Annotated in this window: 17 protein-coding genes; 12 read left to right on the top strand and 5 right to left on the bottom strand. The window is 71.0% G+C overall.

Going from position 1 to position 18156, the window contains the following annotated elements:
* Positions 1-406 precede the first annotated feature (406 nt).
* The 4 genes from ACIBTS_RS43880 to ACIBTS_RS43865 all read left to right on the top strand — a co-directional run bounded on the left by ACIBTS_RS43880 (position 407) and on the right by ACIBTS_RS43865 (position 4537).
* Positions 407-1120 (top strand): LPXTG cell wall anchor domain-containing protein, encoded by a 714-nt coding sequence (locus ACIBTS_RS43880; RefSeq protein ID WP_399326807.1) that lies wholly within the window; start codon positions 407-409, stop codon positions 1118-1120.
* Positions 1121-1150: 30 nt separating this feature from the next.
* Positions 1151-1993, top strand: coding sequence for a hypothetical protein (locus tag ACIBTS_RS43875; protein ID WP_399326805.1), 843 nt, complete (start codon positions 1151-1153; stop codon positions 1991-1993).
* A 49-nt stretch (positions 1994-2042) separates the two neighbouring features.
* On the top strand, positions 2043-3191 hold the full coding sequence (locus ACIBTS_RS43870; protein ID WP_399326812.1) for a hypothetical protein: 1149 nt from the start codon (positions 2043-2045) through the stop codon (positions 3189-3191).
* A gap of 71 nt (positions 3192-3262) precedes the next feature.
* Positions 3263-4537: a hypothetical protein gene (locus tag ACIBTS_RS43865; protein ID WP_399326810.1), complete on the top strand. Its 1275-nt coding sequence runs from the start codon at positions 3263-3265 to the stop codon at positions 4535-4537.
* 72 nt (positions 4538-4609) lie between these two features.
* Here the strand turns inward: ACIBTS_RS43865 and ACIBTS_RS43860 are convergent, their stop codons facing one another.
* Positions 4610-6106: an oligopeptide:H+ symporter gene (locus ACIBTS_RS43860; protein WP_399326803.1), complete on the bottom strand. Its 1497-nt coding sequence runs from the start codon at positions 6104-6106 to the stop codon at positions 4610-4612.
* 523 nt (positions 6107-6629) lie between these two features.
* Between ACIBTS_RS43860 and ACIBTS_RS43855 the strand changes: the two genes are divergently transcribed.
* Positions 6630-7307, top strand: a complete 678-nt coding sequence (locus ACIBTS_RS43855; protein WP_069768534.1) for a response regulator transcription factor — start codon at positions 6630-6632, stop codon at positions 7305-7307.
* 142 nt (positions 7308-7449) lie between these two features.
* A complete protein-coding gene (locus ACIBTS_RS43850) occupies positions 7450-8724 on the top strand; it encodes an ATP-binding protein (RefSeq protein ID WP_319674986.1) in 1275 nt (424 codons plus the stop codon).
* An 18-nt stretch (positions 8725-8742) separates the two neighbouring features.
* On the opposite strand, the gene ACIBTS_RS43845 is transcribed toward ACIBTS_RS43850, so the two are convergent.
* Positions 8743-9300, bottom strand: coding sequence for a GtrA family protein (locus ACIBTS_RS43845; protein ID WP_399326801.1), 558 nt, complete (start codon positions 9298-9300; stop codon positions 8743-8745).
* Positions 9301-9498: 198 nt separating this feature from the next.
* On the opposite strand from ACIBTS_RS43845, the gene ACIBTS_RS43840 reads away from it, so the two are divergent.
* Genes ACIBTS_RS43840 through ACIBTS_RS43830 form a run of 3 tightly spaced genes read left to right on the top strand, consistent with a single transcriptional unit; the run spans position 9499 to position 12346 of the window.
* Entirely contained in the window at positions 9499-10638 is a 1140-nt protein-coding gene (locus tag ACIBTS_RS43840; protein ID WP_399326799.1) for a 5-(carboxyamino)imidazole ribonucleotide synthase, read from the top strand.
* Complete coding sequence (purE, locus tag ACIBTS_RS43835) at positions 10635-11156, top strand: 5-(carboxyamino)imidazole ribonucleotide mutase (RefSeq protein ID WP_319674983.1); 522 nt, start codon at positions 10635-10637, stop codon at positions 11154-11156. The genes ACIBTS_RS43840 and purE overlap by 4 nt, the downstream gene beginning before the upstream one ends.
* A gap of 11 nt (positions 11157-11167) precedes the next feature.
* Positions 11168-12346, top strand: coding sequence for a dipeptidase (locus tag ACIBTS_RS43830; protein WP_399326796.1), 1179 nt, complete (start codon positions 11168-11170; stop codon positions 12344-12346).
* A gap of 609 nt (positions 12347-12955) precedes the next feature.
* On the opposite strand, the gene ACIBTS_RS43825 is transcribed toward ACIBTS_RS43830, so the two are convergent.
* Positions 12956-13324, bottom strand: coding sequence for a VOC family protein (locus tag ACIBTS_RS43825; protein ID WP_399326793.1), 369 nt, complete (start codon positions 13322-13324; stop codon positions 12956-12958).
* 191 nt (positions 13325-13515) lie between these two features.
* Between ACIBTS_RS43825 and ACIBTS_RS43820 the strand changes: the two genes are divergently transcribed.
* On the top strand, positions 13516-14025 hold the full coding sequence (locus ACIBTS_RS43820) for a CGNR zinc finger domain-containing protein (protein ID WP_399326791.1): 510 nt from the start codon (positions 13516-13518) through the stop codon (positions 14023-14025).
* Between the two features lie 122 nt (positions 14026-14147).
* Here the strand turns inward: ACIBTS_RS43820 and ACIBTS_RS43815 are convergent, their stop codons facing one another.
* Positions 14148-15491 (bottom strand): UDP-glucose dehydrogenase family protein, encoded by a 1344-nt coding sequence (locus tag ACIBTS_RS43815; protein WP_399326789.1) that lies wholly within the window; start codon positions 15489-15491, stop codon positions 14148-14150.
* A 211-nt stretch (positions 15492-15702) separates the two neighbouring features.
* Between ACIBTS_RS43815 and ACIBTS_RS43810 the strand changes: the two genes are divergently transcribed.
* Together ACIBTS_RS43810 and ACIBTS_RS43805 are read left to right on the top strand one after the other, a co-directional pair.
* Positions 15703-16860 (top strand): acyl-CoA dehydrogenase family protein, encoded by a 1158-nt coding sequence (locus tag ACIBTS_RS43810; RefSeq protein ID WP_319677583.1) that lies wholly within the window; start codon positions 15703-15705, stop codon positions 16858-16860.
* A 135-nt stretch (positions 16861-16995) separates the two neighbouring features.
* Complete coding sequence (locus ACIBTS_RS43805; RefSeq protein WP_399326787.1) at positions 16996-17454, top strand: SRPBCC domain-containing protein; 459 nt, start codon at positions 16996-16998, stop codon at positions 17452-17454.
* A gap of 21 nt (positions 17455-17475) precedes the next feature.
* Here the strand turns inward: ACIBTS_RS43805 and ACIBTS_RS43800 are convergent, their stop codons facing one another.
* Complete coding sequence (locus ACIBTS_RS43800) at positions 17476-18036, bottom strand: acyl-CoA thioesterase (RefSeq protein ID WP_079661848.1); 561 nt, start codon at positions 18034-18036, stop codon at positions 17476-17478.
* Positions 18037-18156 lie beyond the last annotated feature (120 nt).

Genomic DNA, 18156 nt, shown 5'->3' with positions numbered 1-18156 from the left:
CGTTGCGGTTAACGTCGCACGACGGGTTCGGGAGGAGGCCGCTGGGAAAAGGGGCAGCTCCGCTGCCACCTCGCCCGGCGGCCCACCTCACACTGGGCGCCCCGGCTTGACCGCACGCCCGGCGTAACTCCGTGTGCGCCACCGTCAGTTCAATCAGCTGAAGCCGAAGCCGATGCCGATGCTGAAGCCGATGAAGCCCCGTCGGGGCGCTGATGCTGTCCAGGAGAGCCGGGATCAGCCGACCGGTGGAGTTCCGGACGTTCTCGGAGCCCTCTGAACCCGTGCGCCGGATCCCCACAACTCCGGCGCGTACCTTCTCTTCCCTCCTCATCGCCCCGGGCGTACCTTGACGGCTCAATCTGATGCCTCGTCAGTAAGGGTGGGGCGGGAGTGAGGGGACGGGACCGTGTCGAACCGGAAGCGAACCGCCGCGCTCGCGACGGCCGCGGCCCTGGCCGGCTCGGCGGTGTGGATGGCCGCCCCGGTGGCCGTGGCCGAGGTCGTGAACGTCAACTACGGCTGCAAGACGCCCATCGGCGACAAGAGCGCCGTCTCACCGATCGACATCAAGGGCGTCAGGAGCGGCACCGGCTACAAGATCACCATGTCCTGGCAGAAGGGCGTGTCCTCCAGCCCCGTCGAACTCGGTGCGGGCTCGATGAAGCCGAGCGCCACGATCAAGCTGGGCGGCGCCGACAGCGGCACCTTGAACGTCACCGGCCCCGCCAACGAGGCCGCGATCCCCGAGAACACCCCCATCAAGATCAGCGACCTGAGCGGCACGTACACCCCGAAGGAGAGCGGCAAGGTCACCTTCACGCCCGGCGTGCTCACCATCAGGGCGCTCGGCACGATCACCACCTGCACGCCCCGCAACAGCCCCGGGCCGTCCCTCACCCTCGACGTGACGGCGGCGGGCGGCGGCGCCAAGAGCGACGGCGGATCCGGCGACTCCGGTGCCTCCGGCGGCTCCGGCGGCTCTGGCAACGACCTTCCGCAGACCGGCCCCGAGGACTCCGCGATCGCCCTCGGCACCCTCGGCGGCACGGTGCTGCTCGCCGGCGCGGCAGGCGTCCTGTGGCTGACCCGGCGAGGCCAGACGGCACGCGTCCGCCGCTGACCGCCCCTCGTACGAGTGCTGGAGCCGTTGATGCCGTACGCGCCCGCCCGAGCCCTGCTCCTGACCCTGCCGCTGCTGCTCGCCGCCACGCCGGCCATGACGCCTGCCGGCACACCGGCCGCCACGCCCCGCGGCTGGTCGGTCGCGCCCTCCGGCGGCGGACGGCCGTCCTTCTACGCGGAGGGCGCGCCCGGGACGGTGCTCCAGGACACGGTCTCCGTGACCAACCGGGGCACCGAGCCGCTCACCGTACGGCTGCACGCCACCGGTGCCGGGGCTGGTGCCGGTCTGGGGGTCGTCTTCGCCGACGCCGCCCCCACCGTCCCCGCCCGCACCCGCGCCGAGGTGCCCTTCACGGTGACGGTCCCGGTGGACGCGGAGCCCGGCGACCGCGCCGGCGAGATCGTCGTACGGGATGCAGCCGGCCGCGAGGCCACCGTCCGGCTGCTGATCCGGGTCGGCGGACCCGAGCTGGCCGCGCTGACCGTCGAACACGTGGCCGTGCGCGGCGACCGCATCACGTACGAGCTGGTCAACCGGGGTACCACCGCCCTCGTCCCACGGCTCGCCGTCCACGCGGACGGTGTCCTCGGCGCCGTCCTGGACCGTCCCCCGCGCACCCTGCCCGTCCAGTTGGCGCCGGGCCGCCGTCTCGCTCTCGACGAGCCGTGGCCCGACCGCCCGGCCCTGGACGCCGTCACCGTCCGCCTGACGATCACCGCGCCCGGCGCGGGACGGGCCACCGGGCGGGCGTCGGCGCGGTTCATGCCCCCGGGCAAGGCGGCGGGCGCCCTGTCGGTCGCGGCGGCCGGTGCGACCGGTGCGGCCGTCGTGGTCGTACGACGACGGAAGCCGATCCGGAGGGAGCGCTGACGTGAGAGATGGAGGAGACGTGAGAGGCGAGCCGCGGAGCACCGCGCCGGTGTCGGCCCTGCTCCTGTTCCTGCTCCCGCTGTTGCTTCTCTTCCTGGGCTCGCTGTCCCTGGCGGGCACCGCCGCGGCGGTCGGCGGACCGACCGTCACCCTGTCCAAGTCCCAGGCGGGAACCGGCGGTTCGATCACCGTCAGCGGCAGCGGCTGGCGGGCCCGCACGCTGCTGATGCTGCTGGTCTGCGGGCAGGCGACACCCGCCCGGGGCGTGGTCGGCGGCACCAACTCCTGCGCCAACGCCGACGGCCGCGCCGCCACCACCGACGCCGACGGCCGCTTCAGCCGGGCCCTGCCGGTGGCCGAGCCGCCGGTGCCCTGCCCCTGCGTGGTGCACGTGGCCACCGCGACGGGCGAGAAAGCGCAGGCGGACGCCGCGTTTCAGGTGGCCGGTCACCCGGTGCGGCCGCTGCCCGCGGCGACCTCCGGCGGACGTCTGTCCGTGCTCACCGACACCCGGCTCGACGGCTCCGGCGGTCTGCTGACCTGGTTCGGGGCGCCGCCCGCCCGCACGCTGGTCTTCACCGTCGGCAACGTCGGCACCGCACCCGTCGAGAACCCGGTGTTCCAGGTCGGCACCGCCCACGGGGTGTTCGCCCCGCAGTGGGACGAGCGGCAGTGGCGCGGCACGATCGACCCCGGTGGGAAGGCCCGCGTCGAACTGCCCGTCGAACTCGCCGCCGGCGCCCACGGTGACTACACGGTCTCCCTGAAGTACGGCGGGAAGGTCCTCGCCGAGCAGCCGTGGGGCGTGGGCAGGCCCTGGGGCGTGACCCTGTTCTGGATCCTGCTCTGCGTGGTGGTGCCGGCGGCGCTGTTCCGCATCGGGATGGCGGTGGTGGACCGGGTGCGACCGCGGCACGCGGCCCGCCGCCCCGCCCGCGCCGGACGGCCGCCGCGCACCCCATGGCGCCGGACCGGGACGAAGGCCCCCGCCCCGGCCTCCTCGGCCTCGGAGTCCGCGCCGCTCCCCTCGACCGTGACCCTGCCGTGGTTCACCCCGGACACCGGTCCGGACCCGGCGGGCCGGCTCTCCGCACCGACGCACGAAGACCGACGCACGAGTCCTACGACTCCGACGGGTCCCACGACTCCCACGGGTCCCACGACTCCCACGACTCCCGGAGGGAAGGCAACGAGTTGAGCGAGAGAGCCGTACCACCACCAGATCACGTGCCCGTGCGCAAGCGGGCGGCGGCGGCCGGTGTCGCCGTCATGCTCACCGGGGCGGCCGTCCTGCTGGGCGTGACCGCCGGGCAGGCGCAGGCCGCCGAGGTGTCCTACGCCACCAAGTGCGTACCCCCCTCGGGCATCGGCCTGCCCGACGTCAACGGCACCACCAAGGTCGACGTCACCGCGCCGGCCACGGCGAAGGTCGGCGACACCGTCGACATCGTGTGGAAGTTCACGCAGGCCGCGTCGAAGAACCCCGACATCATCGACCTGCCCGCGAACTCGGTCCAGCCGTCCGGCACCCTCAAGGCGGCCGGCGCGCAGAGCGCGGACATCGCGATGCAGGGGCCCCGCGAGAACCCGGCGATCCCCAAGGGCGGCGCGATGGCGCTGTCCGACATGAAGGGCACGCTGAAACTGACGGCGGCCGGTCAGGTGACGCTGACGCCTGACGCGTACGTCGTCAACGCGCTGGGGACGAACACCGACTGCGCGCCGACGGAGGCGGTCCAGCCGGCGGTGACCATCACGGTGACGGCGGGGCAGGGGAGTTCGGGCTCGCCCTCGTCGAGCAGCTCCCCGTCGCAGAGCCAGAGCCCGTCGCAGAGCCAGAGTCCGAGCGGGTCGCCGTCGTCGAGCGCGTCCAGCTCGCCCAGCACCTCCCCGTCGTCGTCCCCGACCGGCGGTGACGACGGCCGGACCGACTTCACCGGCAAGGTCGTCGACATCCCCTACACCTGCGCCTCGCCCATCGGGCAGAAGAAGGCGACCTCGCCGATCCAGATCAACGCCAGGAAGAACAACGGGAGTTACGACCTCACCGTGCAGTTCAAGAAGTCGGTGATGGACAGCCCGATCGACATCCCGGCCGGCAAGGTGAAGCCGACCATGCAGATCGTGCTCGGCGGCGCGGACACGGGCTCGGTGAAGGTGGAGGGGCCGCTGAACCCGGCGCCGATCCCGCAGAACTCCCCGATCGAGATCCCGGACCTCAAGGGCACCTACAAGCCCGGCGCGACCGGTGAGTCCACGCTCTCCCCGGGCGTCCTGGTGATCGAGGCCATGGGCACCAAGACGACGTGCACCCCGGACAGCACGGCCGTCTCGCTGACCCTGAACACCGCGGAACAGGCGAGCGGCGCGTCCGGCGGCAGCGGCTCGTCCTCGGGCGGCAGCACGTCGACCAGCGGCGGCCTCGCGGAAACGGGCTCCGGCGACCACGGCGCCCTGAAGGCCCTGGGCCTGGTGGCGGGCACGGCGATCCTGCTGGGCGGCGCGGTCTTCACGTTCATGCCGGGACGGCGGCGGCTGCGCTGAGCGACCCGAGTCACAACGAGGAGGGCCGCCGCACCCGATGGATGCGGCGGCCCTCCTCGCTCGTGGCGGACGTCAGTGGACGTCGCCCATGAGTTCCTTGACCTTCTTGCGGTACATCCACACCGCCGCACCGGCGATGACGGCGAGCACGGCCTCCAGGGCCACGATGCCCGTCTTGTTGAGGTCGACGCCGGCGATGGACAGCAGGCCGGTCGTGGCGTCACCGGCGGTGACGGCCAGGAACCAGACGCCCATCATCTGCGAGGCGTACTTCGCCGGAGCCATCTTCGTGGTGACCGACAGACCGACCGGGGAGACGGTCAGCTCACCGACGGTCTGGACGAAGTAGATCGCCGCCAGCCACAGCGCGGCCGCCTTGTGACCGCCCTCGGCGATCGACAGCGGGGCCAGGAAGAGGAAGAAGGACGCGCCGATCAGCGCCAGACCCACGGCGAACTTCGTCGCGGTGCTCGGCTCCTTGCCACGCCGGGCCAGCGCCAGCCAGGCCCAGGCGAACAGCGGGGCCAGGGCCATGATCATGACCGGGTTGACCGACTGGTACCAGGAGACCGGGAACTCCCAGCCGAAGACGCTGTTGTCCGCCGAGGAGTCGGCGAACAGGGACAGCGTCGAGCCGCCCTGGTCGTAGATCATCCAGAACACGGCCGCGGCCACGAAGAACCAGATGTACGCGGTCAGCTTGGACTGCTCGGCGCGGTCCAGTTCCTTGTCCCGCTTCATCCGGGCGATGACGACGACCGGGATGACCAGGCCGGCGACGGTGATCGGGACCAGCAGCCAGTTCAGCGTGTAGATGCCGGAGACGCCGACGACGGCGTAGAAGACGATCGCGACGGCCGCCCAGAACGCGGCCTTGCGCAGCGTGGCCGCCTTCTCCCGCGCGGACAGCGGGGTCGGGACGACGTCCGAGCGGGAGCTCAGGTGGCGGCTGCCGAGCAGGAACTGGGCCAGGCCCAGCGCCATGCCGAGCGCGGCGAGCGCGAAGCCCAGGTGCCAGTTGACGTTCTCGCCGACGGTGCCGATGACCAGCGGCGCGGCGAACGCGCCCGCGTTGATGCCGATGTAGAAGAGCGTGAAGCCACCGTCACGGCGCGGGTCGTCGGGGCCGTCGTAGAGGTGGCCGACCATCGTGGAGATGTTGGCCTTGAGCAGGCCGGAACCGATGGCGACCAGACCGAGGCCCGCGTAGAAGGTGCCGGCGTTCGGCAGCGCGAGGGTGAGGTGGCCGAGCATGATGATCGCGCCGGCGACCGCGACCGTCTTGCGGGGGCCGAGCACGCGGTCCGCGAACCAGCCGCCGGGCAGGGCGAGCAGGTACACGAGCGACAGGTAGACCGAGTAGATCGCCGTCGCCGTCGCCGCGCTGAGGTGCAGGCCGCCGGGGGCGACCAGGTACAGCGGGAGCAGGGCCCTCATGCCGTAGTAGGAGAACCGTTCCCACATCTCGGTCATGAAGAGGGTGGCCAGTCCGCGGGGGTGGCCGAAGAAGGTCTTCCCGGAGCCGGGGGTGCCCGGACGGACCGAGTCCTTCGTCAGGCTGGACGCCATGTCGTTCCTTGCTGCTCGGGACGCGCTGCACAGCGGCGGTGCGCGCCCGGTGGGGGGCGGCCGGCATCGGGGACACGTCGTCCACCCCTACGCCCGGGGGGATCCCGCTCCGGGTCTCGGAACGGCGGACGGCGACCACCGGGATCCACGCCCCCTTGAGTCGGGGGCCCGGCCACAGGTCATTCCTTTCATGGCCGGCGCGAACCGGCCCGCACACAAAAGGGACCCTCAGCGTCAAGCCGACCGCCAAAGGTCCTTGCGTACTACAGGCGTTCTTTCACCATACGACATCACAACGCCGGATATGGAAGGACTTGAGACACGGATCACAGGTGATCAAGGAACCGTGAGCCGTGATTCGAAGGTGTGTACCAGGATGTCATCCCCTGACCGTAGGTACGTACCAAGATCGTCGAGAGGCTGTACGCCGTCCCGTACCCCGTCTGTCCGGCATGTCCGTAGGTAAGAGACAGTGCGGGCGATCACACTTCGACGGCCGCCCCGCGCGGACTACCATCAGCTCATGACCCGTGTACTGCTCGCCGAGGACGACGCGTCCATCTCGGAGCCGCTGGCCCGCGCCCTGCGCCGGGAAGGGTACGAGGTCGAGGTGCGTGAGGACGGCCCCACCGCACTCGACGCCGGAATGCAGGGCGGTGTCGACCTGGTCGTGCTGGACCTCGGCCTGCCCGGCATGGACGGCCTGGAGGTGGCCCGCCGGCTGCGCTCCGAGGGCCACGCCATCCCGATCCTCATCCTCACCGCGCGCGCCGACGAGGTGGACACCGTCGTCGGTCTGGACGCGGGCGCCGACGACTACGTCACCAAGCCCTTCCGGCTCGCCGAGCTCCTCGCCCGCGTCCGGGCCCTGCTGCGGCGCGGCGCCTCCGAGCCGCAGCAGCCGCCCGCGACCCACGGCGTGCGCATCGACGTCGAGTCGCACCGTGCGTGGATGGGTGACGAGGAACTCCAGCTGACGGCCAAGGAGTTCGACCTCCTGCGGGTCCTCGTCCGCGACGCGGGGCGGGTCGTCACCCGCGACCAGCTGATGCGGGAGGTGTGGGACACCACGTGGTGGTCGTCGACCAAGACGCTCGACATGCACATCTCCTGGCTGCGCAAGAAGCTCGGTGACGACGCGGCGAATCCTCGCTACATCGCCACGGTGCGGGGTGTGGGCTTCCGCTTCGAAAAGAGCTGAGCGCTGACGCGGGTCGCGTTGTCGAGTACGGGCCGGTGGGGCTTCTCGCGCCCACGCGGCGGAGCCGCATATCGAGTGCGGCCCCGCGCCCCTGGGTGGGTTGCCCATACCCATCTCGTAACGTCACCGCCCGGAGGGCCTTGTGCGTCGCCGTCTCATTCAGTCCACGCTTGCTGTCGTGCTTGTCGTCATCGCCGTCTTCGGGGTGTCCCTCGTTCTCGTCGAGACCCGCACGATCAGCAACAGCGCCCAGGAGCGGGTGGACTCCGAGGCGCTGCGGCTGGCCAGCATCGTGGACAGCCGGCTGGTCGGCTCGGAGAACATCACCGCCGAGATACTGCGCGACCAGGTCACGCAGGACCGTTACGCCGAGATCCGGATCCCCGGCCGGCCGGTCATCGAGGTCGGGGCCAAGCCCGAGGGCGACGTCATCAGGTCGACCGCCGACGGCGAGGAGGGCGAGACCGTCCTGGTCCAGGAGCCCCGCTCCACGGTGACCCGGGAGGTCGGCCGGACCCTGCTGATCATCGGCCTGGTGGCGCTGCTCGCGGTGATCGCCGCCGTGCTGCTGGCCATCCGCCAGGCCAACCGCCTCGCCTCCCCCCTGACCGACCTCGCCGAGACCGCGGAACGCCTGGGCTCGGGCGACCCGCGCCCCCGCCACAAGCGGTACGGCGTCCCGGAACTGGATCGGGTCGCCGACGTCCTCGACTCCTCCGCGGAACGCATCGCCCGCATGCTCACCGCCGAACGCCGGCTCGCGGCGGACGCCTCCCACCAGCTGCGCACCCCCCTCACCGCCCTCTCCATGCGCCTGGAGGAGATCACCCTCACCGACGACCCGGACACCGTGAAGGAGGAGGCGACCATCGCGTTGACGCAGGTGGAGCGCCTGACGGACGTCGTGGAGCGGCTCCTGACCAACGCCCGGGACCCGCGCACCGGCTCGGCGGTCACCTTCGACCTCGACGAGGTCATCCAGCAGCAGCTCGCCGAGTGGCGCCCCGCCTACCGCGGGGTGGGCCGGGCCATCGTCAGCTCCGGAAAGCGCCATCTGCGGGCGGTGGGCACGCCCGGCGCGGTCGCCCAGGTGCTGGCCGCGCTGATCGAGAACTCCCTGATGCACGGCGGCGGCACGGTGGCCCTGCGCACCCGCGTCACCGGCAACCAGTCCGTGGTCGAGGTGACGGACGAGGGTCCCGGCGTCCCCGCCGACCTGGGCGCCCGCATCTTCGAGCGGGCCATCAGCGGCCGCAACTCCACGGGCATCGGCCTGGCCGTGGCCCGCGACCTCGCGGAGGCCGACGGCGGCCGCCTGGAGATGCTCCAGGCCCAGCCCCCGGTCTTCGGCCTGTTCCTGTCCCGCACGGCCCCGCAGAAACGCACCACGGACGACGAGGAGCCGACGGTCAGGTAGGCATTTTCAGGCCGTTGCTCAGCGCATCCGCTGCGCGGCCGTGGCTGAAGCCGCAGCGGGGGCTGCGGCCGGGGCCTGCGGCTCCGGTGGCCTGGGCCCGGTCTGTTCCGCCGCCGCGAGGAACGACTCCGCGCCGGCCACCGCCCCCTTCGCGGGCAGCGCCCGGAACACCCACGTCCGGTAGGACCAGAACCGGAACAGCGTCGCGATCCCGATCCCGACGAACTTGAACACGTTGTTCTGCAGCGGACTGTCCCACCCGAACCAGTACGTCGCCGCGAACAGCAAGCCGTTCTCGATCACCAGTCCCACCATGCTGAACAGCAGGAACAGTGTCAGTTCCTTCGTACGCCCGCCCTTGTCGCGGTCACGGTAGGTGAAGTAGCGGAACCCGACGTAGTTGAAGACGATCGACACGACGGTGGCTATGACGCTCGCCCGCACCACCTGCAGATCGGTGAGATGCCGCACGAGGTTGAACACGCCGAGGTTGACCAGCAGCCCCGCACCGCCCACGGCTCCGAACTTCGCGAGCTCACGGAAGAGCCTCTTCAGCCCCGAGGAACCATGCGGCATGGTCGGACAGGCCCCCGTTCGGGTTCGGTTTCGTCAACCCAGCCATGCTAACCACCACTCTTGGCGGATTCCTGTGGTACGCCTCACGAGCCGGTGACCAGCGGGGAAGAAGCCGGGAAACAGCCGGTATGAGGCCGGAAAGTCGCGGGTAAGAGGCGCGGGATCCGGCCGCGGTGGAGCGGCCGATACCCTGGGGTGGTGACGTTCCCGGTAGTCGGCATGGTCGGCGGGGGGCAGCTCGCTCGTATGACACACGAGGCGGGCATCCCGCTCGGCATCAGATTCAAGCTCCTCAGTGACACCCCACAGGATTCCGCGGCACAGGTCGTGAGCGAGGTCGTCGTCGGCGACTACCGCGATCTGGACACGCTGCGGGCGTTCGCGCGCGGGTGCGATGTGATCACTTTCGATCACGAACACGTTCCCACCGAGCACCTCAGGGCGCTGGAGGCGGACGGCATTCCCGTCCGCCCGGGCCCCGACGCGCTGGTGCACGCCCAGGACAAGGGGGTGATGCGCGCCAGGCTCGACGCGATCGGCGTCCCGTGCCCGAGGCACCGGATCGTGACGGACCCGGCCGACGTCGCCGCGTTCGCCGCCGAGGGCGAAGGCTTCCCGGTGGTCCTGAAGACCGTCCGGGGCGGCTACGACGGCAAGGGCGTGTGGGTCGTCGACTCCGTCGAGGAAGCCGGGGACCCCTTCCGCGCCGGCGTGCCCGTCCTCGCCGAGGAGAAGGTCGACTACGTCCGCGAGCTCGCCGCCAACGTCGTCCGCTCCCCGCACGGCCAGGCCGTCGCCTACCCGGTCGTCGAGTCCCGGCAGGTGAACGGCGTCTGCGACACCGTGATCGCGCCCGCCCCCGACCTCGATCGGACCCTCGGTCTGCGCGCCGAGGAGATGGCTCTGCGCATCGCCAAGGAGCTGGACGTCGTCGGCCACCTCGCGGTCGAACTGTTCGAGACCCGCGACGGCCGCATCCTCGTCAACGAGCTCGCGATGCGCCCCCACAACTCGGGCCACTGGACGCAGGACGGCGCGATCACCTCGCAGTTCGCCAACCACGTCCGCGCCGTCCTCGACCTCCCCCTCGGCGACCCGCGCCCCCGCGGCAAGTGGACGGTCATGGTCAACGTCCTCGGCGGCGACTACCCCGACATGTACTCCGCGTACCTGCACTGCATGGCCCGCGACCCCCAACTGAAGATCCACATGTACGGCAAGGACGTGAAGCCCGGCCGCAAGGTCGGCCACGTCAACACCTACGGCGACGACCTGGACGACGTCCTCGAACGCGCACGTCACGCAGCCGGTTACCTGAGAGGCACGATCACCGAATGAGTCCTGTCGTAGGCATCGTCATGGGGTCGGACTCCGACTGGCCCGTCATGGAGGCCGCCGCCCAGGCCCTCGACGAGTTCGAGATCGACTACGAGGTCGACGTCGTCTCCGCGCACCGCATGCCGCGCGAGATGGTCGCGTACGGCGAGCAGGCGGCCGAGCGCGGGCTCAAGGTGATCATCGCGGGCGCGGGCGGCGCGGCCCATCTGCCCGGCATGCTCGCCTCGGTCACCCCGCTGCCCGTCATCGGCGTCCCCGTGCCCCTGAAGTACCTGGACGGCATGGACAGCCTGCTGTCGATCGTGCAGATGCCGGCCGGCGTCCCGGTCGCGACCGTCTCCGTCGGCGGCGCCCGCAACGCGGGCCTGCTCGCCGCCCGCATCCTCGCCACCCAGGACGAGGAGCTGCTCACCCGCATGCGGGAGTTCCAGCAGGAGCTGGGCGACCAGGCCACCGAGAAGGGCAAACGCCTGCGCGCCAAGGTCGAGGGCTCGAACGGCTTCGGCTTCGGAAAGTGACCCGGACACCGATGACCTCACTGGACGAGGCCCGCGAGCTCCTGCGCGAGTTCCCGGTCGTCGACGGCCACAACGACCTGCCCTGGGCGCTGCGCGAACAGGTCCGCTACGACCTCGACGCCCGCGACATCGCCACGCCCCAGCACGGCCACCTGCACACCGACATCCCCCGGCTGCGCGCGGGCGGGGTCGGCGCGCAGTACTGGTCGGTGTACGTGCGCGCGGACCTGCCCGACGCGGTCCCGGCGACGCTGGAGCAGATCGACTGCGTACGGCAGCTCATCGCCCGCCACCCGGCCGACCTGCGCGCCGCGCTCACCGCCGCCGACATGGAGGCGGCGCGCGCACAGGGCCGTATCGCCTCGCTGATGGGCGCGGAGGGCGGCCACTCCATCGCCAACTCGCTCGGCGCCCTGCGCGGCCTGTACGCGCTCGGCGTGCGCTACATGACGCTCACCCACAACGACAACGTGGACTGGGCGGACTCGGCGACCGACGAGCCCGGCGTCGGCGGCCTGTCGGCCTTCGGCCGTGAGGTCGTGCGGGAGATGAACCGCGAGGGCATGCTGGTCGACCTCTCGCACGTGGCGGCGACGACGATGCGCGACGCGCTGGACGCCTCGACCGCCCCGGTGATCTTCTCCCACTCCTCGGCCCGCGCCGTCTGCGACCACCCCCGCAACATCCCGGACGACGTTTTGGAACGCCTGCCGGGCAACGGCGGCATGGCGATGGTGACGTTCGTGCCGAAGTTCGTCCTCCAGGCGGCGGTCGACTGGACGGCCGCGGCCGACGACAACATGCGCGCCCACGGCTTCCACCACCTCGCGACCACCCCCGAGGCGATGAAGGTCCACCGGGCCTTCGAGGAGACCAACCCCCGCCCGATCGCCACCGTCGCCACGGTCGCCGACCACCTCGACCACATGCGCGAGGTCGCCGGCGTCGACTGCCTCGGCATCGGCGGCGACTACGACGGCACGGCCTTCACCCCCGACGGCCTGGACGATGTCTCCGGCTACCCGAACCTGCTCGCGGAACTCCTCGACCGCGGCTGGTCCAAGCCGGACCTCGCCAAGCTGACCTGGCAGAACGCGGTGCGGGTGCTGGGCGCGGCGGAGGACGTCGCCCGCGACCTCCGGGCGACCCGCGCACCGTCCAACGCGACGATCGCCTCACTGGACGGCTGACCCCGCTCGCAGGTCGACCCGTACCCAAGGGCGGGGCGGTCGGTGCAGCCGGCCGCCCCGCCCGGCCGTACCCCGAACGCCCCGCCCACCAGGAAGCGCACCGTTCCTATGGACTGAGCAGGAGTGGGCCTGATCAGCCGCACGCCCCGAACGGTCTTGGGCGTCCTGGTCCCCGGCGTACTCGACCCCGGGGCGGCGACACGCATCCTGTGCGTGGTGCGGTCCCGGGAGGCCGGTTCCCTGCACGACCTGGCCATATGGATACGGCCAGAGGGCGGCGGGGAAGCCCTGAACCATCACGCCGGTGGAGCAGGGGCCCCGCACGCTGGCACCGTATCCGGCGTCCAGATCGCACCGCCACGCTAATACGAACGGCCCAGGGCACCGCAAGCCCGGAAGCCGACCATCACACGATCGAGCTAAAACAACCTCATGCACGCTCGTCGACGAGCAGTTGCCAACCCCCCCGGCCGTGCGACCGTGACCGTACTGCTGATCGACGTACGGAGACCGTCATGGCCGACCTCCAGGACGAACTGCACTCCCGGGAGCCGTCGACGGCACTCATCGTCCACCTGGACGGCTGAACCAGCCCGGGGTCTCAGGGCCTCAGGGGCGATCGATCCGGCAGAGACAGAACGGGTGCCCGGCCGGATCGGCGTAAACCCGGAAGGTCCGCGAGCGGTCCTCGGCGTCCAGCGGCTTCGCGCCGAGCGCCAGCACGCCCTTCTCCGCCGCGTCCAGGTCGTCGACCGTCAGGTCCAGGTGGAACTGCTGCGACGCGTCGGGCGCGGGCCACTTCGGCGGTACGAACCCGGGGGCCGCCTGGAAGGCCAGCGTCTGCCCGCCGGGCAGCTTCAGGTCCACCCAGTCCTCCTCGTCCACGACGCTGCCGCCCAGCACCTCGGCGTAGAACCCGGCCAGCGTACGCGGGTCGGGACAGTCCAGGACGACGGAACCCAGCTTGGCGAGAGCCATGACTTCCTCCTCGAAAGTTACCTGTACGGCGGTTACCTGTGCGGCGGTTACCTGTACGGCGGTTACCTGTACGGCGGTTACCTGTACGGCGGTTACCTGTACGGCGGTTACCTGTACGGCCCGTTACCTGTATGGACGGGTAACCGGTAACGGTTACTGCATGCTGCCGCATTGGCGGTAACGTCGCAAGCATGAGTGACAGATCGGCCGCGCCCGGCGACCTGGCCCTGGTCGAGTCCCTGGTGAACACGCTGGACATCGAGTCGGGCGCCGACTCGCTGGACACGCCGGAGGGCCGGGCGCGGTTCGGGCTCGCCGAGGGCGAGGAGGTGGAGCGGGCCCGCGAGCTGCGGGAGTCCCTGCGCGCGGTCCTCCTGGCCCACGCCGGCCACTCACCGCACCGCGAGGTGACCCCGCTGGGCGAGCTGCTGGCCTCGGCCCCCCTGCTGGTGACGGTGGACGCGCACGACGGCTCGGCCCGTCTCGCCCTCGCCCAGGCCGAGGAACCCCCGCTGCTCTCCCGTACGGCCGCCGCCGTGGCGCAGGCGCTGATCGCGGGCACCTGGACCCGGCTGAAGGCCTGCGAGGCCACGGACTGCCACTGGGCGTACTACGACCGCAGCCCGGCCGGCCGGGGCCGCTGGTGCTCGATGCAGGTGTGCGGCGCGCGCGCCAAGATGCGCCGGTACCGCGCCAAGTAGCCCCGGGCCAAGGTTCACCGGCCACGGGACGGGCCGGTGGTGCAGAATGCAAGCAGACGCCGGTTCGGCCGACTGAGCCTCGGCCGAACCGGCGTCACCTGTCGTGCGCGGTCTCGTACGGGTCAGGCGGTGGGACGCCCCATCGCCCGGTACGTCCACCCGGCCTTGCGCCACAGCACGGGGTCGAGCGCGTTGCGGCCGTCGAGGACCAGTCGGGTCGTCGCGACCTCGCCGAGCGCCGCCGGGTCCAGCTCGCGGAACTCCCGCCACTCGGTCAGATGCAGGACGGCGTCGGCGCCCCGTACGGCCTCCAGGGCCGAGTCGGCGTACCCGAGCGTCGGAAAGACCCGGCGGGCGTTCTCCATCCCCTTCGGGTCGTACACCGTGACCTGCCCGCCCTGCAGATGGATCTGCCCGGCGACGTTCAGGGCGGGCGAGTCCCGTACGTCGTCCGAGTCCGGCTTGAAGGTGGCGCCCAGCACGGCGACCCGCTTGCCCAGGAACGACCCGCCCCCCAGCGCCTCCCGGGCCAGCTCGACCATCTGCCCGCGCTGGCGCATGTTGATGGAGTCGATCTCGCGCAGGAAGGTGAGCGCCTGGTCGGCCCCGAGCTCACCGGCGCGCGCCATGAACGCCCGGATGTCCTTGGGCAGACACCCGCCGCCGAACCCGATCCCGGCCCGCAGGAACTTCTTCCCGATCCGGTCGTCGTACCCGATGGCCTCGGCCAGCTTGGCGACATCACCGCCGGAGGCCTCGCACATCTCCGCCATCGCGTTGATGAAGGAGATCTTGGTGGCCAGGAAGGAGTTCGCGGAGGTCTTCACCAGCTCGGCGGTCGGGAAGTCGGTGACCACGAACGGCGACCCCTCCCCGATCGGGGTCTCGTACACCTGCCGCAGCAAGGCCTCGGCCCGCTCGCTGCGCACCCCGACGACGATCCGGTCCGGGTGCAGCGTGTCGTCGACGGCGAAGCCCTCCCGCAGGAACTCCGGGTTCCAGGCGAGTTCGGCGTCCTCACCGACCGGCGCGAGTTCGGCGATCGTCCGGGCCAGCCGCTCGGCGGACCCGACCGGCACGGTGGACTTGCCGACGACGAGGGCCGGACGCGTCAGATGCGGGGCGAGCGACGCGATCGCGGACTCGACGTAGGACATGTCGCACGCGTACTCACCGTGCTTCTGCGGAGTGTTGACGCAGACGAAGTGGACGTCGCCGAAGGCCCCCACCTCGGCCCAGTCCATCGTGAACCGCAGCCGCCCGCTGGACCCCTCGAACCCGGCGACGTGCCGCCGCAGCAGCTCCTCCAGCCCCGGCTCGTACATCGGGGTCTCGCCCCGCTCCAGCATCTCGATCTTCTCCGGCACGACGTCGAGCGCGAGCACCTCGAAGCCCAGCTCGGCCATGGCCGCGGCGTGCGTGGCGCCGAGATAGCCGGTGCCGATCACGGTGATCTTGAGGGCCATGGATGCTCCTGGTGGGGGATGCCGTCGCTGCGCGCCCGAGCATAGTCGGGGCGTGTTCGCGCCTTTCACCGGGCAGATGTGGGAGGGGAGGAAGGAACGAAGGCCCTGTCGCCAAGCTCACGTATCACTCGGTCGGGTGGACCCCTAAAATTTGAGTTACTTAACGGTAATTAGCGTCAGTGACCGTAGCGTCTTTGGAGCGTGAGACACCTTGGCCGGATCGGCTGACTTCGACCTGTACCGCCCGTCCGAGGAGCACGACATGCTCCGCGACGCCATCCGCTCGCTGGCCGAGGCGAAGATCGCGCCGTACGCCGCCGCGGTGGACGAGGAGGCCCGCTTCCCGCAGGAGGCGCTGGACGCCCTGGTGGCGAGCGATCTGCACGCGGTGCACGTTCCCGAGTCGTACGGCGGCACGGGCGCGGACGCGCTGGCGACGGTCATCGTGATCGAGGAGGTGGCGCGCGCCTGCGTCTCCTCCTCCCTCATCCCCGCGGTGAACAAACTGGGCTCCCTCCCGGTGATCCTCTCCGGCTCGGAGGACCTGAAGAAGAAGTACCTGACGCCCCTGGCCAAGGGCGACGCGATGTTCTCGTACGCCCTCTCCGAGCCGGACGCGGGCTCGGACGCGGCCGGCATGAAGACCAAGGCGGTCAGGGACGGCGACCACTGGATCCTGAACGGCGTGAAACGCTGGATCACCAACGCGGGCGTCTCCGAGTACTACACGGTGATGGCGGTCACGGACCCCACCAAGCGCAGCAAGGGCATCTCGGCCTTCGTCGTGGAGAAGTCCGACCCGGGCGTCTCCTTCGGGGCGCCGGAGAAGAAGCTGGGCATCAAGGGCTCCCCGACCCGCGAGGTCTACTTCGACAACGTGCGCATCCCGGCGGACCGCATGATCGGCGAGGAGGGCACCGGCTTCGCCACCGCCATGAAGACCCTGGACCACACCCGCATCACCATCGCGGCCCAGGCCCTCGGCGTCGCCCAGGGCGCGTTCGACTACGCCAAGGGCTACGTCCAGGAGCGCAAGCAGTTCGGCAAGGCGATCGCCGACTTCCAGGGCATCCAGTTCATGCTCGCCGACATGGCCATGAAGATCGAGGCAGCCCGCCAGCTGACCTACGCGGCAGCCGCCAAGTCCGAACGCCTGGACTCCGACCTCACCTTCCAGGGCGCGGCCGCGAAGTGCTTCGCGTCGGACGTGGCCATGGAGGTCACGACGGACGCGGTCCAACTGCTGGGCGGCTACGGCTACACCCGCGACTACCCGGTGGAACGCATGATGCGCGACGCCAAGATCACCCAGATCTACGAGGGCACGAACCAAGTCCAGCGCATAGTGATGGCGAGGAACCTGCCGTAAGGCCCGCCTGACGCATGAGTCGCCCGCCGTCCGTCTCACCGGTCGGCGGGCGATTTGCGTGTGGTGGCCCAAGGTCCCGTGGTCCACGACGGGGGAGTGGTTCGTCTCGACGCCCTCCGTCGGAGGAGGTCCGTGATGACGCGTGACGACGGACTGACGCTGCACATCCGCCGGGTCCTGCACGCCCCGCGGCCCGCCGTGTTCCGGGCCCTGACCGAACCGCGGGAGCTCGCCCGGTGGTGGGGGCCCGACGGATTCACCGTCCCGGGCGTGGAGAGCGACCTCCGCCCGGGAGGGGGCTACCGCATCACGATGCAGCCGTCGGAAGGCCCCTCGTTCGAGCTGGTGGGGCAGTTCCTCGACGTCGACCCTCCACAACTCCTGCGCTACACCTTCCGGTGGGAGGATCCCGACCCCGAGGACCGGGAGACGGTGGTGACGCTGTCGCTCCGTGACCTGCACGGAACGTCGACCGAACTCACCCTCGCCCAGGGCGACTTCGCCACCGAACGGCGCCACGCCCTGCACGAGGAGGGCTGGACCCAGGGGTTGGACAAGCTGGAGAGGCTGATCTCGTCGGCCGCGTCCGCCTGAGCCGCCCGCCGGGCCGGGGCCTCAGTCGTCCAGGCCCTCGGCCACTCGACGCTCCCGTAGTTCCCTGATGGCCCGGCGGCGGGCCAGGCGGTGGGTGCGGCGGATCTGGGCCTCCTGGTAGCGGCGTTCGTCGCGTTCCGTCTCCGGGAGGACCGGGGGGACCGCCCGGGGCTTGCCGTCGGCGTCGACGGCGGCGAAGACCAGGTAGGCAGAGCCGACCTGGGTGGCCGGGGCGGACTCGTTCCAGCGCTCGGCAAGGACCCGGACGCCGACCTCCATCGACGTCCGGCCGGTCCAGTTGACCTGGGCCTTCACATGGACGAGGTCGCCGACGCGGACCGGCTCCAGGAACGCCATCTCGTCCATGGACGCGGTCACGGCGGGCCCGCCGGAGTGCCGTCCGGCCACGGCGCCCGCCGCGTCGTCGACGAGCTTCATGATCACACCGCCGTGCACCGTGCCCAGCAGGTTGGTGTCGGCGTGGGTCATGATGTGGCTGAGGGTGGTGCGCGACGCGGACGTGGGCTTGCCCGGGATGTCCGGGGTGCTGCCCGAGTCCGCCGCGGTGACCTGGTCTGTCATGTCCTCCACCTTATGCCGAGGGGGACAACCCGGGACTTTGTGTCAGCTTGGCAACAGCGGGGCCCTGATTCTCCGACGGCCCTTGTCCGGCACACAGTCCTGCCCTGCACACTGGTCCGC

It is taken from the genome of Streptomyces sp. NPDC050121 (genome assembly GCF_044460385.1).
Classification (GTDB): Bacteria; Actinomycetota; Actinomycetes; order Streptomycetales; family Streptomycetaceae; genus Streptomyces; species Streptomyces soliscabiei.
The sequence above is the reverse complement of the archived record's forward strand: the minus strand, read 5'-3'. Positions and strand labels throughout refer to the sequence as shown.